This is a genomic window from Dyadobacter sp. HNCC25DJ187 (assembly GCF_056895255.1).
Genome location: NZ_JBXHAT010000002.1, coordinates 1,329,646 through 1,354,861 on the forward strand (window position 1 = coordinate 1,329,646; position 25,216 = coordinate 1,354,861).

Genomic DNA, 25,216 nt, shown 5'->3' on the forward strand with positions numbered 1-25,216 from the left:
TTGATGTGTTTGATTCAAAATCGCTACCGGGAAATGACATATTCATTAAACACCTCTCCATACTGAACTTTTATGTCGAAAATACTTGTCAATGGAATTTCTCTGATGATGGAAAGTATCTGCCGAATCGCACCAGCATGGGTAACTACAGCGACTTTGTCATAAGGTTGCCCCAGCAATTCATTCCAAAATTCCTCAACCCGGGCAAACATTTGATTCATGCTTTCCCCCCCAGGAACCGCTACGTGTATATAGTCATCCATCCACAATTGTAATTGGACCTGATTTACAGTATCCCAGGTTTTCCCCTCCCACTCACCAAAATTAAATTCCTGTAACCTATGGTCTGTGATATAATCATCCGAGATTCGCTCGGCTAAAGCAATACACCTTGTAGCCGGACTAGAATAGACAGCATTAAAATCAGACGGCAAACGGGCTATGACTGTTGTACATTCATCCCTAAAAGTGTCAGCAAGCGGGACATCCATCCGACCATAAATAAGTCCGGGAGATAAAAGAGGAGTGGTATGCCGTATCAGATAAACTTCCATAATACAGCAACAAAAAGATAAAAACTCACTTCACAAACCTGCTGCACTGCACCGAGGCAATCGCCTGTATATCCTCCGATCCATTTACGGAAATAGCGGCTCATCAAAAGCGTAATGCTACCAAGGACAAATAAGGAGAATAATAATAAAGGCTGCTTCATTATAAAAACAAGCATAATAAGCGGTATAGCAGCAAGTAGTCCGGCAATGAGTATGGTAGATTTTCGGGTTGCAATCGCGACTGGTTTTGCTTTACTGTCGTTCGTATCCCTTGCATAAGGCTGGGTAAAAATAACAGCTACAGCTAAAAATCTGCTTAGGGCATGACCTGCAATTAGGACAACTGTAATTACATAAAAATCTAAACTGACCAGTAATGCCAGACGTTGTAAGATCAGATACTTTAAAGCCAATATCAACGTCAGTCCGACTGCACCGTAGGTGCCGACCCGACTATCCTTCATAATTTCAAGTATCTTTTCCTTCGTCCAGCCTCCCCCAAAACCGTCGCACGCATCAGCAAACCCATCCTCATGAAAAGCACCTGTAATCATCACAGACACAATCATAGAAAACAGCAGACCTATTTCCGTATCAAGCAGATAATATCCAATAACCCAGGCCAACCCACTGATCAAACCGACGATCCAGCCGATCATCGGAAGAAAACGGGTTGCTAAACTCAGACTATCAGAAGAATAACTTACCCAGGCAGGTATGGGAAAACGGGTGTAGAATTGCAAGGCAATAAAAAAGAGGGAGAGTTGCTTTTTCATCAGGGTGTTTTTTTGCTCACGCCTGCATCATCAAAACTGGCCATTTCATTCAAAAAGGCTACTGCGCTTTGCAACAATGGATATGCCAATGCACAGCCTGTACCCTCTCCGAGTCGCAGATCCAATTTAAGAACAGGTTCAGCACGTAGCTTTTGCATCAAAAGCGCATGTCCTTTTTCGTCAGATTGATGACAGAATATGGCATATTCATTCACAGCATTGTTCATTTGAAGTGCGCACAAATAGGCCACGGTTGCAATAAAGCCGTCTACGAGAACAATCATTTTCCTGTCTGCAGCTGCCAGCATTGCACCGCACATCATGGCTATTTCATAGCCACCAAATACAGTAAGTATCTCTAAAACATTATTGTCAACAACGATATGTTTAGCCAGAACCTGTTTTAAAATATCCTTTTTCAAAATTAGTTGCTGGTCATCCAGTCCCGTCCCACGCCCTACACAATCTTCAATAGGAATATCGAGCAATTTGCTCATGATCAATGCTGCTGATGACGTATTGCCAATACCCATTTCTCCGAAACCAACTACATTACATCCGGTTGATTTCATATCTGTTATTACCGAAGCGCCTCTTTCCAGACATAGCTCACATTCCTTTCTCGTCATGGCGGGCTCATCGAGCATATTTCTGGTTCCTTTGTTTACTTTCAGATCCAGCAGTTGTTCGTTGGGCTCGAAATCGTAATCAACACCGGCATCTGCAAGTAAAAGTCTGATTCCATGTTGCCTGGTAAAAACATTGATAGCGGCACCACCAGCTATAAAATTAAGCACCATTTGCGGTGTCACTTCCGACGGATAGGCACTTACCCCACTTGCTGCTATGCCATGACTCGCCGCAAAAACTACAATGTGCGGTTTCACCAGTTCAGGAGTTAATGTTTGTTGGATATTGGCTATCCGAAAAGCAATTTCTTCCAGCATTCCCAAAGCGCCCAAAGGTTTGGTTTTATGATCAATTTTGTGCTGTAATTGTTCCTGAAAGTTGCTGCTCATTTCTGAAAGTTATAATCTGAATACTTATTTCAATTTCAACGGAATACCTGAAACCATCAGCGTAGCCTGGCTGGCGATCGAAGCTACATATTGGTTGGCCCACCCTTGTAAATCAGTAAATTTCCTTCCCAGCTCAGTTTCTCCGTGCAGTCCCATCCCTATTTCATTTGAGACAATGATGAATACGCCTTCCAAAGCAGCCAAACCATCCATTTCATTTTTAAAAGCAGCGAGTGAATCATCTATATTTTCATGCTGCATAAAAATATTAGTCAACCATAGTGTAACGCAATCAACTACCACTATCCGGCCTTCAATAGGCAACAAATGAATATGCATCTCGCTTTCAATGGATGTCCATTCAGGCCCACGTTCCTGCTTGTGCTTTGCCACTCTGTGCGCAAAGTCTTCGTCCCAAATCTTAGCAGTGGCTACATACACAGGCTTATCCGTCAGTTGCAAAGCTTTCTCCTGAGCAAAACGACTTTTCCCACTTCTGGCTCCGCCTGTCACGTAAATGATCATTTCTCCTCAGATGCTTTGAAACGTTTGTATAAAAACAGCTGCCACTTTTCTTCCGCAACCCCTGCCTTATCCATTTCTGCTCTGGCAAGTGTAAAAAACAAATCAGATAAACGATTGATGTAAGCGGGAATCACTTCGTGAACTTCATCGGTTTTGATCAAAGAAACTAATCTACGTTCCCCCCTGCGCATCTGTGTACGCGCAACGTGACACAGCGCAGAAACTTCGTTGCCTCCGGGTAGGAGAAAATAATCGGATGGAGACGTCATTGCAGCCTCCAACGCATCAATCCATTCTTCACAAAACTGTGCTCCGTCTACCGGCATCGGATTCTTATTCTCCTTTTTGGCGTCAGAAGGCCGGGCGAGATGCGACATCATATCCATCAAATCCTTTTGAATTTTATGCAGATTGGACTGCCATGAATGCTCACTCCCTAGTTTTACTCGTAGCAATCCAATCGTAGAATTGGCCTCATCCAAGGTTCCGATGCATTCTATACGAACATCATCTTTATCAACCCTGCTTCCACCAAATAAACCTGTAGTTCCTTTGTCTCCTTTTTTTGTATATATTTTCATCTTTTTAAGCTTATGCTTGTCAATAATTAGCTATTAACCGGAATTGAAATATTATTTCTTATTTGAGCTGCTTGTAATAAAAAAGTTCATGTTTTGGAAGCACCTCGGGATGGATGATGCTGATCAGATCGGCCAATACCAGATGCGGATTTACAGCACCGGATTCCCAGTAATCATTGGCTCCCTGGGAATTGAACCGTTTGTTATAATTGAAAATCCTACCCGTTTTAAAAGCCTGAAAATCTCCGTAACGAGCATCTTTCGCCAACATATCGGCCTTCGAATCAATATTGGTAATACTCACATTCAACCAGAAATCAGCCTTAAGCGCTACAGGGTATACAGCTTCAAAGGCAAGAGGTAAACTTCCTGTCGCACTTGTTTTTACCCAATGATAATTGGCACCGGCATCTTCAAGAAAGCGGGCCACATAGCTGTTCCCGTTTGGGACAAACCAGGCGTCACGGGAATGCATACCTGTGATGATACCCGGCCTGTTCTTCACTTTTCGGGTCAATGCAGCCAGTCTAGAATACTCTTTCTCTACATTGGAAAACTTCTTATTCACGTCCGCTTCCCTGTTCATTAATGCAGCCAGCAATTTCACCCATTCCGCCCTGGCAAGCGGTGTTGTTTCCACCCATTCGGAGTTGATCAAAACAGGTATTCCAGCCTGCCGTAATGACTGATAACGGTTTATTTTTGATACAGGACTTCCCACAGCCATGATCAGATCCGGACGCATACTAATCAGTAACTCTTCATTCAATCCCTGATCTTTACCCACTTCAGCTACCTTACCAGCCTTTATACGGTCCATCACTTTAATATTGGAAACGTATTTCACATTACCCATTCCTGTCAATACCGATTCAGCATTGAGAAAACCCAAAAGTCCTATATGTAGTGAAGACATAGCAACCAGACTCCGAACAGGGATTTCTATCACCTGACTTTCAGCAAAACCTTTGGGATGCGGTGTGCCACGCTGTACCAGTACGTAAGAAATTGTATCCGTTCTGTTTTCGAACGGACTCATGATCTTTACAATCTTATAGTGATTTCGGTAAGTAACCGTAAATCCCCTGGCGTGCTTAATTTTTAGTTTCTCAGGAAAGAGATCCCTGGAAAACGCTTCTTCCGTTTTATCATAAAGCGAAGAAGAGGAACTGCAAGCAGCAAAAAGCCAGATAAAAGAAATAAACTGACAGAACGTAACAATCTGTCTGCCAGCGGCAAAATAAGATTTGAGCATATTTGTCTCGGGCTTTTCTTCCGAAAGCCATAGGATTATGTTTTAAGGCAGGTCTTCTGACTTGTTCAGATTGCGGCGCCTTCCCGGAAGGTAATGAGGAGTTATGAATGATGAGTTAAAAATTTAACTACCGAAACTCATTCTTAATTCTTCACTCTTAATTTTCTTCCAGTGGCTTCTATTACCACAATCTCTTTTTCGAACTTACAGCAGCGGAGACTGTTCCGGACTTGCACCGGGATTCCCTTTTCATTACACCGAAGTGTAAACCTCTTGAAAACAAAATTACTAAGAATTAGGCAGGGATTTCAGGTACGACAGAATAAAATCGCAACGTGAAGAGACACTTGTCTTTGGAAGTGCTATCGTATTATATCCAAGTTTCTGATATATCGAAACTATTGCATTGTGCAGGATTGTTGATTCTTCGAAAGTCTGCCAGCGCTCCTCATCATTGACATATATTTCCTTCCACGGAGGGCCAACAAATACAATATCGTGGTAGCGATAATTTTCAGATGCCTGATAGAAGTTCTTACCCACAGGAATACCTCCCACCTCCAGATACGCGATAATATCAGGAATGCCACGGTCAAAAAATGAAGCAGCACCAACTTGCAAATTGCAATTGTAATCAAAAACCATTCTTTTCAAAACCAGATCCGCAAAACACTTCAGGTTAATCCAGGGCAGACAAGATCCACCATTTGCCACTTGTTCCTGAATAAGAACCCGTGAAACCTCGGGTACGCAGAGATGTCCTGTTAAAGAAAGTTGATCAATCAATGTGGATTTACCAGATCCCGGGCCACCGGTGATAATAATACTGTTCATTACATTTTACGATTCCTCACGTCCAAGCTGCAAACCTAATTCTAAACCGGCTCAAAATGAAACGGGATGACAATTTATGGAAAGCGATTCTGGAAGACGTATTTGATGACTTTCTGACATTTTTCTACCCGGATTCAGGTCAACTATTTGATCTTGACAAAGGATTTGAATACCTCGACAAAGAGCTGGAGCAGCTTTTCCCACCGGAGGAAGATATTTATGCACTGCGTTTTGAAGATAAATTAGTGAAGGTTTACACCCGAGAAGGAACTGAACAATGGATTCTGGTTCACGTAGAAGTCCAAGGCTATGCGGACGAGTATTTTGCAGAAAGGATGTTCACATACTACTACCGTATTTTGGATAAGTATCAAAAGCCAATCACTGCTTTTGCAATATTGACGGATGCGAACAAAAAGTACCATCCTGACCGTTATGAAAGCTCGTTTCTAGGGACAAAAGTGCTGTACGAGTTCAATTCATATAAGGTTCTGAATCAGAATCCGGAAGAATTGATGGCCAGCAATAATCCTTTTGCCATAGTGATTCTGGTGGTTCATACCGCTATTCATGCTAAAAAACTAAATGATAACCAGATCTTCCCGCTAAAAATCGAACTCACCAAAAGACTGTTAGCCAAAGAGATAAGTAAAACCAAAATCAGACAATTACTAAACTTTCTCAAATACTACATTCGTTTTGAAAACAAGGAAACGGAAGTTAAATTTGAAGAAGAATTAGATTTCATCACTGAAAAAAGAAAGACCATGGGAATTGAAGAATTTTTGCTGGACAGGGCTAAGAAAGAGGGTGAGCAGGAAAGCGCTATCAAATTTATCAAGACCTTACTCAACGAAACAAATTTCACGATTGAGAAAATAGCGAGTCTTGTAGGGAAATCTGTAGACTTCGTCAATAAGATAAAGTCGGAAACGAATAATTAGAAAGCAGGAAAAGTGCGATGATCAACAGGACGGTTAATAAGCAAACCTTATGATTAATGCCAGCCACTCTACCTATTTCACCTGACTGTATCTCTCTGTCCGTCTCTCCTATAAAAGGCTTTTCAACAAACTTTCCGTGATAAACATTCGGACCACCAAAGCGACAATTTAGTATTCCTGCCAATGTTGCTTCAGGATAACCTGAGTTCGGACTCTTGTGATTACTTCCATATTTCAACATAAATCGCAGTCCTCGTTTACTCTGGGTTACAGCAATCATGAGAATTGCAGTAAGTCGTGCCGGAATAAAATTAGCAACATCGTCAAGTCTGGCTGCAAACTTCCCGAATTGCTCATATCTCTCGCTACGGTATCCGATCATGGAATCCAGTGTATTAATCATCTTGTAAGCCATCATACCCGGAACCCCTCCTATCGCATAAAAAAATAAGGGAGCCACCACTCCATCACTGAGATTTTCGGACATCGTTTCCAATACTGCGATCCGAACTTGCTGAGCAGATAATTGTGAGGTGTCTCTCCCAACAATCCGAGATAACTGAGTTCTCCCGGCTTCTATTCCCTCTTCATTCAATACTTGAAAAACAGCTCTCCCTTCACTGATCAGGTTGTGATTAGCTAATCCGTACCAGACAAAGATGCTGTTTATAAGAATGAACAGCCAGTCAGAAATCTGTAGAAGGAGGTAATTCAATATTAGAAAAAACAGAAAAGTACCAGCGACCAATGAGATTGACAGCATGACACCTTTCGCAAAACGTGCACTACTTTTATTGAGCAGACGTTCCCCGAAGGCTATCAAATTTCCGAAAACCCGGATCGGATGCGGCCAATCCTGAGGATCTCCCACAACGAGATCCAGAACATAGCCAATGATGAGGGGCAGGATTAATAGTAGAGATTCTTCCATTCTAAAAGTGCGTTAACCAACAAAGAATTTTTCTCCGCACTGAGTGTAGCTACACGAAAATGCTGTCGGGATAAACCTCTGAAATTTCCCGCATCACGAATTAATATGCCATGTTTCTCTATCAAAAATGTTTTGAGGTGCGCAGCATTTCTGACATTTGTTTTACCCAGAAAAAAATGCGTTGATGTATCCAGCAAAGCACAGGAATCATTCATTTTCAACTGGGATAAAAATATATCTCTATCATTTAGCAACTGAAAAACAGGCGGTTGAACGGATGTATAATTCTCAAAAATGAACTTCCCAGCTGCCAGAGCCAACGAATTGACGGTCCACGGCTGCTTAATCCGTAACAGTTGTTCGATATTGTAAGGCTGAGAAACGATATATCCCAGTCTCAATCCCGGAATCGCATAAGCCTTGGTGAGACTACGCAGAATCACCAGATTATCATACCTTTCGATCTGATCAATTAGCGATACCGCATATGGTGCAAAATCGATAAAAGCCTCGTCGACAATAAAAAGGCAAGCCGGATTTTTCCGCACCCACTGTTCCAGATCAGGAAAATGTTGGCCTGTCGGATTGTTAGGATTACAGATAAAAACTACTTCCGAGCGCAGTCTGGGTAAACGTAAACTATCTTCCCAGCTCAGGAATTCGAGCTGATGATCAAATATGCTGCAAGCATCTTCATATTCAGAAAATGCAGGAATGACGATCGTTGTCCGCTTGGTAGCAAATAATTGAGCGAGCTGGTAAATACTTTCGGTAGTGCCACTGCTGATTTGAATATATGAATCAGGAAGTTGATGATGCGTCGCGATCAGATGCTGTAAACTTTCCGAAACCACTTCAGGATAACGGTTTACTCCCTCCCACGAATTGATCACATACTCCTTCAAACCCGCAGGTTCACCACCATACCAGACGTTCGTACTGAAGTCTGCAACGATATTTTGCCCATACCTGTAACCATCATCCCCGTGTCCTAAAAGCATTCTTCTCTTGTTATCACTTTAAACTGTTGTAAATTTTGTCCATATCAACATGCTTTCGAATTACATCCGCCAGCCGGTTGTATTGATCGTTCTTGAAATCCTGAAAGCTGTAGTCATCTTTCGCAACTTCATTAGTATATGGAGCTAATAACCGTTCCAAAACCACCTGGTTATCCAAAATACCATGCAGATAAGATCCCCAGGTTTTACTATTCAGCAAATAGCCATCGTTACTTCCATCACTTAAAACCGCAACCGGTTGCTCCTGACCTTGCACGCTGGTTTCGCCCATGTGGATTTCATAGCCTTCACAAATATCACTATTGCCTAAAAATGAAAACTGACACTGTACCGTTTTTTTATCAGCACGCAGAATGGTTTTAACCGGCAATATACCCAGTCCCGGAATCTGTTCAATAGCACCTTCCACATGCTCAGGGTCTTCAATCATTTCACCCATCATCTGAAATCCGCCGCATATGCCGATGACTGTTTTTCCCGCTTTATGTGCATCCACGATTGCTTTTGCCAAGCCATTGTTCTTGATCGCCAACATATCTCCTATCGTATTTTTGCTTCCGGGAATGATGACAATATCGGCTTTTGCGACCTCAATAGCATCGGCAGTGTAATATAGATTTACCCTCGAATCTCGTTCCAGACGATCAAAATCTGTAAAATTGGATAGTCGTTTCAGTAAGACTACAGCCACATTTACCTTGCCTTCTACCGAAGACTTATACTTGGATTCCAGCGACACCGAATCTTCCTCTTCAATATGAATTTCTCTGAAATAGGGCAACACGCCAACTACCGGCAAGTCCGTCAGCTTTTCCAGAAGTAGTCTTCCTTCTTCAAAAAGCCTGCTATCTCCTCTGAACTTATTGATAATAATTCCTTTCATACACGCCCTTTCTTCAGGCGTAAGCAAGGCGATTGTTCCATACACACTACCAAAAACACCACCTTTATCAATATCCGCAACCAAATAAGTGGCAGCACTGGCATGAGCAGCCATGCGCATATTGGTAATATCACGGTGTTTTAAATTCAGTTCCGAAATGCTGCCCGCACCTTCCATCACAATTGGAGAATATGAACTGGAGAGCCGGTCAAACGCATCCTTTACAGCCGTAAACAGTTCACGCCGGTCATTCTCCATAAAATAAGCATAAGCCGACTGATTACCGACAGGTTTGCCGTTCAATACAACCTGTGAAGATTTGTCATTGGTCGGCTTCAGTAACACAGGATTCATATCAGTACTACAGGAAATGCCGGCAGCCTCAGCCTGTACCGCCTGTGCACGTCCGATCTCCAGTCCCTCCGGTGTAACGTAACTGTTCAGAGACATATTCTGCGCTTTGAAAGGAGCAGGTGTATATCCATCCTGCAGGAAAATCCGGCAAAATCCTGCCGCAATTACACTTTTGCCAACGTCCGAGCCCGTACCTACAAACATGATCGGCTTTAGTGATTTTTCAATCATATATCAATTGGCTTATTGGTCATCAATAATAATTTCAGGAGTCTTGTACTTCCATGCGATCTAACACGGTGCTTGTCAATACCTCAGCTGACAAACTATCCAGTGCCATACATTCTCCACCCAGCGCAGCCGCAAGTTCTGCAGCACGACCAAACTTCAGATAACCCTGTTCGGTATCCAGTACCAGAGAGGAGACTTCTTTTGTAAGTATTTCTCCCGAAAGCTGAATCACTTGCTTCCATGCATCGCCTCCACCCGGCAATGGTACATTCGCTTTTCCATCACTTAGTATGACCAAAAGCGGCGTGATACTATTTTTATTTTGGTTCAAAACCTGAACAGTCAACTGTAATGCATGTGCCAGTGGCGTCCTTCCTCCGGTCGGTAAACTTTCCAATGCTCTTTCAGCCAAATCAATGCTGAAGGTTGGTTCGAGAATGACCTCAGCTTCCACACCCCGGAATGCAATTACCCCTACCATGTCCCGCTTCTGATAGGCATCTTTCAGTAAAGAAAGCACACTTCCTTTTACCGCTGCCATGCGTTGTGCCGCTGCCATGGAGCCAGAAGCATCTACCACGAACAAAATCAGATTTCCCGATTTCCCATGACGCACCTTCTGATGTAGATCTTCTTTTTGTATTGATAACTGATCCGGATTTCTGACTAAAGCCTGCTTAACGGTTTGCGAGTAATCAATATTGGTCGAAGATTCTTTTCGTTCAGATCTTACCTGAAAACCTTTTGGTGTATTGATAACTTTGCTTCTCCTCCCTGAAAGTATATTGTCAGATGACATCAAACTTTTCAAATCTGGCACTTCTGTTTCCTGACCTATTGCAAATACCTGTGTAGGTGCACAACTTTCGGGCTCGCCACATTCACCACTTTCATTCGAATCCGGCTCACTTTCTGAGTTAAATAGTCTTCCACCACTGTTTTGTGGAGATTTAATGTCAGGTCCATTATTTTCCGAATCGTTACCTGAGTTTGGTTTTTGAGTTTGGCCAGCAGGTTTTTTACCTCGTCTATGTAATAAAACCAACTCCGCAGCTTCCTTCACATCTTCAGCCATTACTGTTTTTCGACCAGCCATGGCAGCAAGCGTAACTGAAGTTTTATACAATACAATGTCAGCGCGCAGGCTAAAAACAGACCATTCTATACAAAGCTGACTGATCAGATTCAGCAGTCCGTCTGGCATTTCTACATCCGGTAGCAGCTTTTGTGCACGACCAATTTGCTTTTGCTGATTCTGCTGAACGACCTCCCATTTTTCACAAAAGGCATCAGGATTATTTTCAAATGCTATCCTTCTCCGTACTACCTCCGTTCTCTCACTCACTTCCATTTGTGCCTCCACTTCCACCATCAGTCCAAACCTGTCCAGAAACTGAGGACGCAGATTACCTTCTTCCGGATTCATGGTTCCTATCAGAATAAACTTTGAAGGATGACTAACCGACATACCTTCCCGCTGTACAGTATTTACACCCGATGCCGATACATCCAGCAATATATCCACCAGATGATCCTGCAAAAGATTGACTTCGTCGATATACAAAATCCCTTTGTGCGCCGCTGCAAGCAAACCCGGTAAGAACTTCTTTTTCTTCTCAGCTACAATCGCCTGCAAATCAAGACTTCCCAACACCCGATCCTCGGAAGCGCCTAACGGCAGATCCACAAAGGGTACAGTTTGAAATTGGTCATCAGTGTACTGGTCGCTATCAAAAAGGGAATTGCTTTCCCTCACTATCAAAGGCATCACCTCCGATAATCCACGTACAGCAGTACTCTTCGCCGTCCCCTTTTCTCCTTTGATCAATACCCCGCCTATAGCAGGATTAACCGCACAGAGCAAGAGAGCCTTTTTCAATTTTTCCTGCCCCACAATCGCAGTGAAGGGATATTGGTTTGTCATATTCATTCAAATCTATTCGCTTCTTACTTCAAGCAAAGCTTCACTTTTCAAATACAAGTCTTTTAATTTTTCCAACACTTCCGGTGAAGGTTCCTCCCATAAACCTCTTTGCACGGCTTCCAGCAATCTTTCGCTGATCGCATTGAGCGCCCATGGATTACTTTCCTCAAAAAACTGCTGCATGTTGGGATCCAACGCGTAAGTCTCGGCAACTTTCTCATACATCCAGTCGTCCACCACATGTGCAGTCGCATCGTAGCCAAAGATATAATCAACCGTGGCCGTCAATTCCAATCCACCTTTGTAACCATGTTTTTTAATACTCTCAATCCATTTAGGGTTCACTACCCGAGATCTGAAAACACGCAAGGTTTCTTCTTTCAAATCTCTCACAACGGGCCGCGCGGGATCCTGAGAATCACCAAAATAATGTTTCGGTTGCTGGCCGGTGAGGCTTCTTATCGTAGCGATCATTCCGCCATGGAATTGCAGATAATCATCACTATCGAATAGGTCGTGCTCCCTGTTATCCTGATTGTGCAATGCGATTTCCACACCAGAAAGCCGTTGCTGAAACTCCGTTCTGGCATCCGCTCCCTGCACACTTCTGGTATAGGCATAACCGCCCCAGTTTACATATGCCTGTGCAAAATCCGTGTCATCCTGCCAGTTTTGTGCATCAATCAGAGGCAAAATTCCGGCTCCATAAGTGCCCGGTGCAGCACCAAAAATACGGTACCCAGCCCTTTCTTCTGCTTCTTCTACCGATAATTCCGTATCCTTTTGCAGCTCTGCGAGATCTTTCAGAAAATGTTTTTTTACAAAATTCTCTTCCAAAGGTTCGTCCTGCGCAATCACCATTTGTACAGCTTCATCCAATAATTCAATCAAATGCGGAAATGCATCTCTAAAAAAACCGCTGATTCGGGTCGTTACATCTATTCTTGGCCGACCTAGTTCACTTAAAGGAATCACCTCCACACCTACAATGCGCCGACTTTCTGCCTGCCATACCGGCCGTACGCCGAGTAAAGCGAGCACCTCGGCTACATCGTCACCATGTGTTCGCATTGCACTGGTACCCCAAATACTGATTCCGACACTCTCCGGATATCGGCCGGTTTCCTTTTGATGTCTTTCCAAAACCTCTCTTGCCAGTTGCTGACCCACTTCCCATGCAGCCTGAGATGGCAATACGCGTGGATCGACAGCATAAAAGTTTCTTCCGGTGGGCAGAATATGCGCCATACCCCGCGTGGGTGCACCGCTTGGTCCGGCGGGAACGTATCCTCCCGATAAACCGTGAAGCAGATTCGTTATTTCTTCATCCGTCCTGACCAGATTTGGCAGTAAATCAGTACAAACGAATTCGAGAATTTTACGGATACCGCTCAATCGATCATCATCCGGGACAATATTGAATGTCTCAAAAAGAATCTGATCAACTGCCGAATGTTGAAAATCACGTGATCTGAGCAAACTGAATAAGTGGTTGGTCAGCTCACTAATCGTTTCCAATGCATCCGCTGCAGAAACAATATTTCTTCCTGCCAGTTCCCTGAATTCAACCGGGATATCACTTAACTTTTTACCTTGATCTTCCAGCAATTCACTGGCATTAAAGCCAAAAACAGCCGCCATTTCCTGCTGCATTCCTGGAATGGAGGCATTGGCGAGCCTGGTCAATGACTGCAGCATATCTACCAATGCGTCACCGGCAGGCATTTCACCTAATGTATGTAAGCCATTTCTGATCTGCGCGGCGCCCAGTTCACACAGGTAACCATCTATGTCTTCAATCAGGTGCGCCACATCTTTTCCATCCATTTCTGTCAGACTCACCGGTACACCCTCGGGTGTCATTTCATCATCCCAATCGTGTTTGTGATCGCCATGATCACGGCTCAGCATGGCAGACAAATCAGCATCCAGGTTTGTCTGCTGAATCAGCTCCCAGATCTGCCTCTGCAAAAGCGGCAGTTTCGATGGATCTATACTTTCTACCTGGTAATATTCATCTACCAACTGTGTAAGTTGCGCCAATTCACCATACGTATCTGCCGAAGTCATCGGAGGCGTCAGGTGATCAACCACCACTGCATGAGCGCGACGTTTAGCCTGCGAACCTTCTCCGGGATCATTGATGATAAAAGGATAAAAAAGCGGCATATCGCCCAGGATCGCATCAGGAAAGCAATTTTCAGACAAGCCTAAGCCTTTGCCCGGCAGCCATTCCAATGTCCCATGTTTCCCTACATGTACAATAGCATCTGCCTCCCAGCTGTCACGCAGCCAGCGATAGAGGGCGTAGTAATGATGTGTCGGAGGCAAATCCGGCTGATGATAAATCGCATCAGGATCCATACCATAGCCACGCGGCGGCTGAAGTGCCACAAATGCATTGCCAAAACTAAGTCCGGCCAATGCAATATGCCCATCATGTACATAAGTTTCTCCCGGTGCGGGGCCCCATTGTTTATTTATTTTTTCTTGCAACATCACCGGCAATTCGGAAAACCATTGCTGATACAAATGCGCAGGAACACGTCCGGCAGCATTCTGCAATTGCTCTGGTGTCAGGTAAGTTTCATCGTAGGAGCATCTGTCAATGAGTTCATGAATGAGTGCTGTACCTGTTGCCGGTAACTGATCAATTCTGTATCCCTCTGCCTGCATGGCGCGCATGATATTCATGAGCGACTCCGGTGCATCCAGTCCCACCGCATTGCCTACCTGAGATGCTTTGGTGTTAGAATTCGTAAAAATAAAAGCAATCCGTTTTTGGGAATTGGGTAAATGTTTCAATCTGGCAAATCTTATCGCCAAACCAGCTACACGTTCCACACGGTCTTCCACAGCCTGATATCCCTTCGCTTCTAAACCTTTCTCCTTAAATGAAACCGGAACGGAAATGATGCGCCCGTCAAACTCGGGAATTGCGACATTCATAGCCGTATCCAACGGATTCAATCCACGTGGCGAAGCTTCCCACGGGCCTTTTCCCATTCCACTTGTAATGGCCTGAATAATCGGGATGTCTAATCCGGTAAGTGCTTCGGAAGATTGGCTGGCTGTACCCGCAGGCTTAATATCGGTAATGGCGAAGGAAATGGTATTGATCAGCACGTCGGTTTCTACGCCTTCTGACTGCAACAACTCAAAGGCATACGGCGCTCCGGTTTCAGGATTCACAGATTTGAGTGACGAAGTAAATACAGGCAACACATTTACCTTTTTGTCCTCCAATGCCCGGATCATCGCATCTATAAAAACTGTATTTCCGCTCAGCCAATGGGCACGGTAAAACGTAATGCCGACAGTTGCCCGAGAAGAATCAGCATATTTCAACCAGTCATTCAAATCCGCGTTTTCAGGCAGATCAGGGTGATAAATTCCGTGCTCCGGTAAATTGGCTGGTGCTTCTGCACCAAAGCCGGTCATCAGAAAATGATCGGATAAATAATGTAGCAAAGCGCTGAAATTAACATGGCCACCCGCTTGTAAATAAGCCAATGTTTCATGTAAAACCGCTGGAGACACGGTGGACACTGCGGCAAATTCAGGATTCAGATCGCCTGCACCACTCACCACAATCAGATGCTGCTGACGCTGCTTCGCCTTATTGACGAGTTCTCCAAAACCAGGTATACTGCTTAGCCGGCCATGAATTCTTACCACAATGATTTTGGCTTCAGCAATTTCTCTTTCGAGTAACTGCGCCATCTGCGCTTCACTTTTGATAGCCAGCAAACTCATTCCCAGTGTCTTTGGAAACTCTTCCGGCAATATTTCCATCGCCCTGTTTAGCGTCAGCAAATCCGTATCTGCATGCGTCAGGAACACAATTCCTTCAGTGGGCATTGGAACTTCACCAGCAATGGTGGAAGTTTCTGAACCTTTCCAGGTATAGAATTGAAATACATATTCAGCCAGATCAGCCGGCGGCACCAGGTAGCGATCCGCCTTTACCATACTTTCAATATAATCGAAAATGGCGACGATCTGCCAGTCGGCATTGATGGAATGAAACCAAACCGAATGTCCGTCAAACAAAAGCGTAACTACATTCGCGAGCGTGCAAGGCCCCAGACAACCGCCTTTGGTCATATGCACCACGTTTCGCAGCTTTCGTCTCAGCCATTCATTTTTATAAAGGTCCACCGGCACAGGTGCATAGCCCCGATCTACCCTTCCGCAGCAACAAGCGTTGTAGCAATAGGACAAATGTCCGCGTCGCTGTACAAGGTTAATCGCTTTACCATCCGAACGTGTAACCCGCTGTCTTTTAATCTCTTTCATAAAGTCTCAGTTTCCGGTTTCCCAAAACACTCTTGTATCAACTCCTCAATAAATCCGGTTTGTTCGCCCCAGTATACATGCATGTAGGTGGCGAAGGTGTTATTTTTTCTGTAAAAAGGCGTGGCTACTTCTACGCCTTTTGCACTACTTACCTTTATCTCAACAGCGTTTTCATTTTGCTCTGAAAATGCTGAATAGTGAAATTCATGTCCTCTAAATTCCAAATTGTTCCAACGGGCAACACGGTATCCCAAAGTCATTTTAACTCCGGACATCGTCGTGGCTAAATTGAGCACGCCGGCCATTTTGAAAGTGTTATTTTCTTTATCTGTAAGTTCATTTCCGAGATACATCATGCCCCCACATTCAGCATAGGCAAGTCCCCCACCATCACAATAGCGCTTAATATCGCCCAGCATGGCTTGATTAGCACTTAATTTTTCCGCAAACAATTCGGGATAACCGCCGGGAAGATATAGAAAGTCGGTGTCAGGTAAAGCAGAGTCATGTATCGGGCTAAACCAGGTGATCGTTCCAAAACTGGAAAGCACTTCAATATTCTGATGATAGGTAAATGAAAATGCTTCGTCTTTTGCAATAGTTATCCTCAGTTTTTCCTGGCCAGGAATACTTGTAAATTCTCCACTTTCCGTTTGTTTTCTTTGCGTAATTTCCAGTAGTCTGTCGATATCAATCGTATCAGACACTGCAAGCGCCAAGTTTGCAATAATCGATTCATAATCCGTTTCAGAGGAAATATGTAATCCGAGATGGCGCGAGGCAATAGCTAAGTTTTCATTTTTAGGCAAATAACCCAGTGCTTCAATCCCCACATCTTCACATGCTTCCTGTAAAAACCGATAATGACTTTCGGAATTCACAAAATTAAAAATCGCGCCAACCACACGAATTCCCGGATAAAAATTTTTAAAACCATATAACAAAGGCGCAGCAGAGTAAGCCATCGATTTGGCATTGATTACCAGTATCACGGGAATATCCAGCAATCCGGCAATGGCTGCACTACTTCCTTGCATTCTGTCCGCGCCATCAAAAAGCCCCATTACACCTTCTGTCACACACACATCAGCAACTTTCCCATATTTAAAGTACAGCTCTGATACATGATCTTGCGAAGCCATAAATGTATCCAGGTTGACACTCGCATTTCCTGCTGCCTGTGTATGGTGAATCGGATCAATATAATCAGGACCACATTTGAAAGGCTGCAAGTGCATTCTCTTATTTTTCAAGGCACGAAGCAAACCCAGCGTAAGTGTGGTCTTACCTGAATTACTCGACGGCGCTGCAATCAAAAAATGCGATGATGCTTTCATATGATCAACCTTTTGAAAAACCATTTCTTTTCTGCCATTTCTTCAGCCATTTCCAGGATAACACCACGCCGGTAACACTCACCAATAATCCCCCCATCATGAAGAGAATAACAGTAACATCCCACAAAGGACGTCTATATAACAGGAAACTGAAATCAAAACTATGCAACCCATGATACAGCCAACGCTCCAACCTGCTCAAGTGCTCGTGTTTTAGCACAATCTGTCCGGTTTTAAGGTCAGCATAATACCAGGTTTCATCTGGCGTATCCAGCTTTACTCTCAAAACAGGTAGTCTTTTCTCGTTGTTTTTGGAATAATAGTAATCGTCGTACTCCGTCAGCAAAATTGTTTCAACAACCTCATTTTTCGTATTCAGATTCTTAATCCCGGCAAGTAGTAAATCCTGCTGAAAACCTGTTATTGGTTTGGCAAGTGAATCATCTGCCGCGAGTAACCTGGTGTTGAACTCATCCTGATAAGCCAGCCAATAGGGTTTACCAAAAATTTGCGTGTAGTGTAATTCTTTGATTTTTAATTCTGTGCTGAGCTTTACTGCCGCGTCGGGGATGGATCCGGTAAATAATTCAGGCTTCATGATACCGCCAGTCCACTTGTCCGATTCTTCCGGATTAAGTCTTGTGAAAGGAGCCCAATCCCAGGGCGTCATAGAAAGTAAGCCACTGAAAACCCAGGTAAAGACAAAAATTCCGAAAACGAATCCGGTGTAGTGATGCCAGCGAAACCAGCGTTTCTTATAGGGACTGAATGCTAAAGATTTGGAATCCCGTCTTTTGTAACGTACAAATCCCATCACAATTCCGGCAATACACATGATCGAACCCAGTGTGGATGTCCAGATGATGATGTCGTTCCAGAGTGGTCGGTTTCTCAATAAAATAGTCGGGTAAATCCAGTGCGGAATCGGGCCGAGCCAGGCCAGGAATCGCTGTTTGGCATTCACTCGTTGTACCACCTCACCGGTTTGGGTTGAGACATAAATGTAAGTTCCGGCAGGATCGTCCATCGTGAGGCGATACACAGGAACGCCATATCCCATCGACCGCGCAGCTGCCATCCACTGGTCAATTTCTGTCAGTTTTTCAATTTTGGAAGGTGTGCTTTTTTGTTTCTCAAATGCCGTTGCGAGCGCTATTGCCAGCGTAGAATCTGTTCCTGCAAACAGCTCTCCTGTATCAGCAAATATGGCTTTATACTCGCCCTTCGTTGTTGTGAAGCGGTAAACCGGACGATCAAGCATCATACCCAATCGGGCGATTCTGAATGTATCTGTTACGCCCGCCTGCTCCATGGCCTGTTTCAGATTGAACTTTGCGTTCTGAAACTGAGCCACAGGCAAATTCTGAAGACGCTCATTTTGCCGCATGGTCGGGTATTTGACATACATCATCGCAAACCCCGACAAAAACCAGATTACAAAAAGCAAACTCAACGCCAACCCCAGGTACCGGTGAACAAGCAGAAAAAATTTAATAAGATGTTTCATGGTATTCCCATAGGACGGGATAAAAAATAATTGGTGAGCAGATACCTCCCGCTCACCAATGCTGTGTATCTCTTATAAACTGTATCTGATACTCACCAGAAAATTCCTTGTAGGGCCAGGCGAGAACTGATTGGCAAAAATGGCATTTGCGAAATACTTCTCGTTGAATACATTATTTACGTTCAGACGCAGACCCACTTTACCAAAACGATAGCCCAGGGCCACATCCGCCAGCGTATAAGCAGGCAACACATATGTATTGGCGCTGTTGGTAAAAGTTTCGTCCATATAATTGGCTCCTGCACCGAAATTCAATCCTTTGAATGCCGAAGTCTGGAATTCGTAGTTGATCCACACATTCACAAGATTTTTAGGAGCAAAAGCAGTTTGTTTTCCTGCCACACTATTCACTTCACCGTCGGCAAATGGAAGGTATTTGGCATTGGCAAAAGTATAACCTGCTGTGATGTCCAGGCCTGCGATCGGATTGCCATGAAGTTCGGCTTCAAATCCTTTTGATTCTGCAGAACCCACGCGTTTCAAAATGCCACCTGGCAAGCTTTCAAGCTGGTTGTCCTTGCGCATGTAATAGAGAGAAAGGTTTCCCGACCATCTGTTGGATATCTCCAACCGGCTTCCGATTTCAGCTTGATAACCTGTCTCGGGATCAAAAGTTTCTCCATTAGGTGCTACTCGGCGGGAAGGCTTAAAATATGTTGAATAAGAAGCATATACAGACAAAATTTCAATCGGCTGATATACCAATCCCAGACGATACGTAAGTGCTGATTTAGAGATTGTAGATTCTGCTCCTTTTTCTGTTACATTCCTGTTTTCATCGACTTTATCCGTGTAGTATCTTCCATCAAAAATATCGTAACGCAGACCGGCCAGCGCTTTCAGTTTTTCCGAAATAGTCAGAAAATCCTGGACGTAAATACCATGGACATTTTCCATTGTAGCGCGGTAATTGGTGGTACTGTAACCTCTGAACCCCTGATTTTCTACCGGATTATTCACCGGAATGGTCACATACGATCCCGGTCCGTACACATTCGCGTTGTAGGTCTTACGATCCAGTAAACTCAGTGAATAACCAGCCAGCAGTTTGTGCTGCACGTGTCCGGTATTGAAATCGTAAGTCAGTTCAAGCTGATTTTGTAATGGCTTGGTCAGGTGATTGAAGTAATAGGGAAATGAGCGCGTAATCGAATCAAGGGTTGAATTGAAGGTCAGTTCTTCGGTAGAAAAATAGTCTATATTATCGTCATAGTAAGACAGCTGATTAGACAGCCTGAGTCTTGAATTGATCTGACGCACATACTTCAACTGGAAATCGTAACGGGTATGTTTCAGAAAATCCTGAGGATCATTGTAGCGTGTATTCACATTGAGGCCAGGCGCCAGTTTGCTCCCTGCCAGCATAGGAATACCGGTTTCGGTGTCGTAAATATCCTTGTTAGCCCCAACTGTGAGATAAAAAAGATCCTTTTCAGTGGGCGTATATTCCAGGGCCAGATAGCCATTGTTTGTATTAGATCCCGACTTACGATAGCCATCTGTATCTGACATTCCAAAATCGACGCGATAACGTAATTTATCATTGATAGCACCGCCAGCCCCTGCCCGGATCCGACGCGTATTAAAACTTCCGTAACTGGCAGAGAAATCTGCTTTCAAGCCTGCAGTAGGCCGTTTACGTACAATGTTAATGATACCACCCAATGCGGAGTGACCAAACAGCACAGAAGCTGGTCCTTTCAGTACTTCAATACTTTCTACATTGGCAAGATTGGTATTGGGTGCACTGGTGGAAATATTGTGGCGCTCATCACGCACTCCATCTACCAGAAGGACAAAGTTGGAGAAACCACGTATTGTAAAATGCTGAAATCCACCGTAGGTATTATTAGCGCGTACACCAGTAGTATTTTTCATGGCTTCGCCCAAATCATCAATACCGCGTTGTTCGATGGTTTTCACACCCACAGATGAGGTCGTAATGGGAAGGTCTCGCAATGGAACATCCATTTTATTGACAGACGAAAATGTCTGTACTCTGGCTGTACTCACCATTACTTCAGACAACTCGTTGGTCCGGCTGTTGAGCTGGTATTCCAGAATGGTTTCATTGTTGTTTCTTACCTCAATGTTCTCCTTACGGGCATCATATCCTACTCCGCTTGCCAGAAAAGTATATCGTCCGGCTGGTACATTTCTAAACTCAAAACGGCCTTTTTCATCGGTAATAGAGGCGAAGGAGGTATTTTCCAATCGTACATGAATCCCGGTCAGAGGTTCTCCGGATTCGGTTCTGACGAAGCCTGATACACTTCCTGGCTGGTCAGCAAATGCACCGGCTGTTACCAGCACAAAAAACAGAAATAACGTGAAATTCAGTAAATTTTTACCGTTTGATGTTGGGGAGATTTGTTTACCACTACCAGTTCGCGGATAGCAGCTTTCTTCGTTTTGCATACTTTTAACTTTGTTATAGATGAGTTAAAAGCTCCTTGCAGATTTTACCTGCTAACGCGAAGAATTAAAGAGAATGTGGAAGTTGCTTACAGGACATAAGCATCAACGGTACAAGGCACGTTGCCATGCAACCGGTTATTTCCATACCAGACTCAGCTTTATTTCGCGAAAGCATTGTCAACAAAAAAAGGCAGGTCTCCTGACTTGTAACATTTACATCGTACTTCCCGGGAGAGGTCAATTTTAAATGAGTGAATGATAGAATATCTTTTTCAAATAACTCTTCATTCTTAATTTTTCATTCATCATTTCCTCATGGTCCCAGTGTACATCTTCTGATGCAAACTTTGGTGTTACTTACAGTTGCGCGACAGTTCGTGATTTTCACACGATTCCCTATTAATTCACTGGATTAGTAAAACCCTTTTATGTTGGAAAAATATTGTAAAGAACTTTTCAGGCCGCAAAGGTAGGATTATAAATTGTGAAATGACTAGTTTTGTGCGTTGATTGGTTTGCACCCCTGGTGCGATTAATAGGGAATCCGGTGAAAATCCGGAGCAGTACCCGCTGCTGTAAGTTCATAAAAAGAGATCCTGGCGAATAGAGCCACTGGGAGGAATTAAGTTAAGAATGAAGAATTAAGAGTGAGTTCCAGAAGTTATACGTTTAACTCTTCATTCATCATTTATAATTCATTACCACCTCCCGGGAAGGCGCCAAGATCTGAACGAGCCAGAAGACCTGCCAGTTTACCATATTTCCGTTTTGCTTTCGGGAAGAAAAGCAAGTGGCATAAGGCTGGCATTTTTTGTCTGGTCTTCTCCTGCATTTCCCCCCGGCTTTACGGATAAACGAATCATCTTGCAAAACGCAAGTTATTTTATCCAAATCAAAAATGATTAATCTCTTACTGGTAGATTCATTACTGTTAGGCGTTCAACACTCGTTCGAACCAGACCACATGGCTGCCGTATCTGTATTGGCGACCGACGATGCCAAAAGTCCATCGCATCGCTGGAAACTCATCTGGCGCTCTTCCCATTGGGCTTTGGGACATTCTTTTACGCTGATCCTGTTTGCTATTTTAGTACTACTTCTCAAATCATCCGTATCCCTTGACATTTCGGATAAGGTCGAGACGCTTGTTGGTCCACTGATGATTTGGCTGGGTATCGTAGCGATCAGAAGAAACTTTAAAACACAAACTGTCGAGCATACCCCGCTCGCCGAAACCACCTGGAGCCGCTCATTTGTAGTGGGTATGTTTCATGGATTAGCCGGAACAGGAGGCGCCTGTGCTGTTGCACTTACACTTGCAGCCAGCGATGCGACAACTGCTGTTTGGATTATTGTTTTGCAGAGTGTGGGGATTATTGTCTCCATGTCGGTTTATGGCTATTTCTTTGCTTACTCCATTAACAAATTTGCAAAACGAAAGGAATTCTTCCTGACAGTCGTGAACTACGTTGTGGGTACATTTTCTATTATCATTGGCCTCATAACCCTCTATGAAGCCTTTCAGAGTTAAATATCAAATCTATCCTACCGTTATCACCAATTCATTTATGTATATAAAATTTTACAAATTCGCATTGATTAACGGACTTGCCAGTCTGATCGCAATACCCGCTCTTGTGAGTGCGCAACAGATCGTTCCCGACTCATCCGCAGAGAATCTCCTTAATCCCGTTGTAGTTACCGCTACCCGTTTTGAAACAAAGAAAGACAGGATTGCTCAGCAAATTACACTCATATCCAAGGAGGATATACAGATGACACCGTCTCTGGATCTGACAGATATCGTCAGAAAAACGGCGGCTGTGGATGTTATTCAATATCCCAACTTATCGTCGGGAATAGGTATCCGCGGGTTTCGACCTCAGTTTTCAGGATTGAATCAGCGTACGCTATTGCTTATTGACGGACGCCCTGCCGGAGCAACCAATTTATCACAGATCAGCCTCAACGGTATAGAAAGAATTGAAGTGCTGAAAGGCCCTGCATCTTCGCTGTACGGTTCACAAGCTATGGGCGGCGTTATCAACGTCATCACCAAACGATCAAAAGGAGCTACACAAGGCAATGCATTTCTTGAATATGGAAGTTTTGAAACGTTGCAGGCTGGTTTCAATGCTGGCGGAAATCTGACAAACAAACTGGATTATGACGCTTCCTTTTCCTATTTCGAACGAGCCAGAGATTACAGAATTGGAAAAAACAACCTCTTTAGGAACGCATTTGGATACTCCGATGCTCAAAAGAATTACACAGCACAACCCGTAGAATCCGTGGACGAGACTACAGCCGACGGACAACGCAGACCATTCACTCAGCTTCATTATTTCTCAGGATCAGCACGGCTTGGCTACCAGATTACAGATAAATGGAGAGTGGATGTAAGAGGCGAGCGATTCCAGGCGAAGGATGTGGAATCTCCTGGAGAAATATCGTCGGGCAGCACCGAAGCCAGTAAAAAAGATATGGATCGGTCAGCACTGGATGTAGCGCTGACCGGAACAATTGGCACACACAATCCATCACTTAAAGTGTTTGGTTCTGAGGAAAATACTAAAAACTTCACGCTTAACGTATCCGGCAAACCTGTCATACCATTCCGCTCCGCGCAAATGCATAATGCATGGAAAGGTATCCAGCTAAAAGACGTGTGGAAGATTGGACAGCACGCAGTCACTTTCGGATATGATTACCTGAATGCATCGACCACCAGTCGCCGATGGACGAATGATACCACAGAACGTGCGCCGACACAGCCTGCTTATGCGATTATATCCTCCGCATTCTTTGCACAGGCATTATTGAACTTCGGAAAATTGACCGTCCAGCCCGGTATCCGTTATGACAATATCACATTTGACGTAAAGGAAACAGCATTGCTTCCAACTTATCAGTCAGGTAAAAGAACAAACCCTTTCACCAGCCCAAGCTTGGGAATCACTTATGAATTGATCCCGTTTCTCAGACTGAAAGCAGCAATTGGTCGTGCCTTTGTGACAACCGATGCATATAGCGTGGCCGGATACAACGAAATCAGAGACTCAAGAGGACGTATTGCAGTAACTGCCGGAAACCCTGACCTCAAAAACGAAAGTAGCGTGAGCTGGGACTTGGGTTTAAGTCTGAACAAACCCAAATCCGGACTTTCGGCAAGTGCCACTTACTTCTCTACAAAAGTAGATAACCGGATCGCAAAGATCATTACTACCGTGAACGAACCTTTGCCAAATAAGGATGTTATCGTCTCCAGAGCCACTTTTGTAAATGCAGCTGATGCTGAGATCAGCGGTTTGGAAACGGAAATCAGCTATGATTTCGGTGTATTAAACAACTACAGATATGTGCTCAGAGCATTCTGGAACGGTACGTCTATACTGAACGCCAAAGAACTGATTGTGGGAACCGATGCATCTTCTGTTACGCGTGATATCCAGAATGTGGCCAGGAACACATTCAACTACGGTGTGGAATATGACAACATGAAATGGCTGAAAGTACGTCTTTCGGGTAGGTCTGTAGGTACGCGTACAGACATCGACTACACAGATCCGATCAATCCTGAAATCGAATATCCGGCCCATATGGTTGCAGATTTCACAGCCTTGTTCAGAATATCCGGCACCCATCAGATCGCCCTGAAAGTCAATAACCTGACGGACGAAAATTACTATGAGAAAAGAGGATACAATCTACCAGGCAGAGCAGTTTCAGTAAGGTATCATATTCAATTCTAATCAATTCACT

Annotated in this window: 18 protein-coding genes and 3 riboswitches; of the genes, 3 read left to right on the top strand and 15 right to left on the bottom strand. The window is 43.9% G+C overall.

Annotated elements, in window-relative coordinates; genetic code table 11:
* Nucleotides 1-23: 23 nt before the first annotated feature.
* From cobC to AC1XUE_RS16570, 7 genes are all read right to left on the bottom strand, one after another.
* Entirely contained in the window at nucleotides 24-554 is a 531-nt protein-coding gene (gene cobC, locus AC1XUE_RS16540; protein WP_483357097.1) for an alpha-ribazole phosphatase, read from the bottom strand.
* Nucleotides 539-1,330, bottom strand: coding sequence for an adenosylcobinamide-GDP ribazoletransferase (locus tag AC1XUE_RS16545; protein ID WP_483357098.1), 792 nt, complete (start codon nucleotides 1,328-1,330; stop codon nucleotides 539-541). Before AC1XUE_RS16545 ends, cobC begins: the two co-directional genes overlap by 16 nt.
* On the bottom strand, nucleotides 1,330-2,349 hold the full coding sequence (gene cobT, locus AC1XUE_RS16550) for a nicotinate-nucleotide--dimethylbenzimidazole phosphoribosyltransferase (RefSeq protein WP_483357099.1): 1,020 nt from the start codon (nucleotides 2,347-2,349) through the stop codon (nucleotides 1,330-1,332). Before cobT ends, AC1XUE_RS16545 begins: the two co-directional genes overlap by 1 nt.
* Nucleotides 2,350-2,373: 24 nt before the next feature.
* Nucleotides 2,374-2,874, bottom strand: coding sequence for a bifunctional adenosylcobinamide kinase/adenosylcobinamide-phosphate guanylyltransferase (locus tag AC1XUE_RS16555; protein WP_483357100.1), 501 nt, complete (start codon nucleotides 2,872-2,874; stop codon nucleotides 2,374-2,376).
* Nucleotides 2,871-3,455, bottom strand: coding sequence for a cob(I)yrinic acid a,c-diamide adenosyltransferase (locus AC1XUE_RS16560; protein ID WP_483357101.1), 585 nt, complete (start codon nucleotides 3,453-3,455; stop codon nucleotides 2,871-2,873). The genes AC1XUE_RS16555 and AC1XUE_RS16560 overlap by 4 nt, the downstream gene beginning before the upstream one ends.
* 58 nt (nucleotides 3,456-3,513) lie before the next feature.
* Nucleotides 3,514-4,710, bottom strand: a complete 1,197-nt coding sequence (locus tag AC1XUE_RS16565) for an ABC transporter substrate-binding protein (RefSeq protein ID WP_483357102.1) — start codon at nucleotides 4,708-4,710, stop codon at nucleotides 3,514-3,516.
* Nucleotides 4,711-4,739: 29 nt separating this feature from the next.
* Nucleotides 4,740-5,000: riboswitch (cobalamin riboswitch) on the bottom strand.
* Complete coding sequence (locus tag AC1XUE_RS16570; RefSeq protein WP_483357103.1) at nucleotides 4,999-5,544, bottom strand: AAA family ATPase; 546 nt, start codon at nucleotides 5,542-5,544, stop codon at nucleotides 4,999-5,001. (Overlaps the previous riboswitch by 2 nt.)
* Before the next feature lie 56 nt (nucleotides 5,545-5,600).
* Here AC1XUE_RS16570 and AC1XUE_RS16575 point away from each other — a divergent pair, with 56 nt between their 5' ends.
* A complete protein-coding gene (locus AC1XUE_RS16575; protein WP_483357104.1) occupies nucleotides 5,601-6,488 on the top strand; it encodes an Rpn family recombination-promoting nuclease/putative transposase in 888 nt (295 codons plus the stop codon).
* Here the strand turns inward: AC1XUE_RS16575 and cbiB are convergent.
* The 8 genes from cbiB to AC1XUE_RS16615 all read right to left on the bottom strand — a co-directional run bounded on the left by cbiB (nucleotide 6,457) and on the right by AC1XUE_RS16615 (nucleotide 21,454).
* Nucleotides 6,457-7,419, bottom strand: coding sequence for an adenosylcobinamide-phosphate synthase CbiB (gene cbiB, locus AC1XUE_RS16580; protein WP_483357105.1), 963 nt, complete (start codon nucleotides 7,417-7,419; stop codon nucleotides 6,457-6,459). The genes AC1XUE_RS16575 and cbiB overlap by 32 nt on opposite strands.
* On the bottom strand, nucleotides 7,398-8,420 hold the full coding sequence (locus AC1XUE_RS16585) for a pyridoxal phosphate-dependent aminotransferase (RefSeq protein ID WP_115831510.1): 1,023 nt from the start codon (nucleotides 8,418-8,420) through the stop codon (nucleotides 7,398-7,400). Before AC1XUE_RS16585 ends, cbiB begins: the two co-directional genes overlap by 22 nt.
* 13 nt (nucleotides 8,421-8,433) lie before the next feature.
* Nucleotides 8,434-9,909 (bottom strand): cobyric acid synthase, encoded by a 1,476-nt coding sequence (locus AC1XUE_RS16590; protein WP_483357106.1) that lies wholly within the window; start codon nucleotides 9,907-9,909, stop codon nucleotides 8,434-8,436.
* Nucleotides 9,910-9,943: 34 nt separating this feature from the next.
* Nucleotides 9,944-11,833 carry a magnesium chelatase subunit D family protein gene (locus tag AC1XUE_RS16595; RefSeq protein WP_483357107.1) on the bottom strand — a complete coding sequence of 630 codons (1,890 nt, stop codon included), beginning with the start codon at nucleotides 11,831-11,833 and terminating at the stop codon, nucleotides 9,944-9,946.
* 12 nt (nucleotides 11,834-11,845) lie between these two features.
* A complete protein-coding gene (gene cobN, locus AC1XUE_RS16600) occupies nucleotides 11,846-16,132 on the bottom strand; it encodes a cobaltochelatase subunit CobN (RefSeq protein ID WP_483357108.1) in 4,287 nt (1,428 codons plus the stop codon).
* A complete protein-coding gene (locus AC1XUE_RS16605) occupies nucleotides 16,129-17,469 on the bottom strand; it encodes a cobyrinic acid a,c-diamide synthase CobB (protein ID WP_483357109.1) in 1,341 nt (446 codons plus the stop codon). The genes cobN and AC1XUE_RS16605 overlap by 4 nt, the downstream gene beginning before the upstream one ends.
* 4 nt (nucleotides 17,470-17,473) lie before the next feature.
* On the bottom strand, nucleotides 17,474-18,976 hold the full coding sequence (locus AC1XUE_RS16610; RefSeq protein WP_483357110.1) for a PepSY domain-containing protein: 1,503 nt from the start codon (nucleotides 18,974-18,976) through the stop codon (nucleotides 17,474-17,476).
* Between the two features lie 72 nt (nucleotides 18,977-19,048).
* Complete coding sequence (locus AC1XUE_RS16615) at nucleotides 19,049-21,454, bottom strand: TonB-dependent siderophore receptor (protein WP_483357111.1); 2,406 nt, start codon at nucleotides 21,452-21,454, stop codon at nucleotides 19,049-19,051.
* 172 nt (nucleotides 21,455-21,626) lie between these two features.
* Nucleotides 21,627-21,895: riboswitch (cobalamin riboswitch) on the bottom strand.
* Nucleotides 21,896-21,948: 53 nt separating this feature from the next.
* Nucleotides 21,949-22,220: riboswitch (cobalamin riboswitch) on the top strand.
* Nucleotides 22,221-22,352: 132 nt separating this feature from the next.
* Here AC1XUE_RS16615 and AC1XUE_RS16620 point away from each other — a divergent pair.
* On the top strand, nucleotides 22,353-22,985 hold the full coding sequence (locus tag AC1XUE_RS16620) for a hypothetical protein (protein WP_483357112.1): 633 nt from the start codon (nucleotides 22,353-22,355) through the stop codon (nucleotides 22,983-22,985).
* Between the two features lie 37 nt (nucleotides 22,986-23,022).
* Nucleotides 23,023-25,206: a TonB-dependent receptor plug domain-containing protein gene (locus AC1XUE_RS16625; RefSeq protein WP_483357113.1), complete on the top strand. Its 2,184-nt coding sequence runs from the start codon at nucleotides 23,023-23,025 to the stop codon at nucleotides 25,204-25,206.
* The last annotated feature ends 10 nt before the right edge of the window (nucleotides 25,207-25,216 follow it).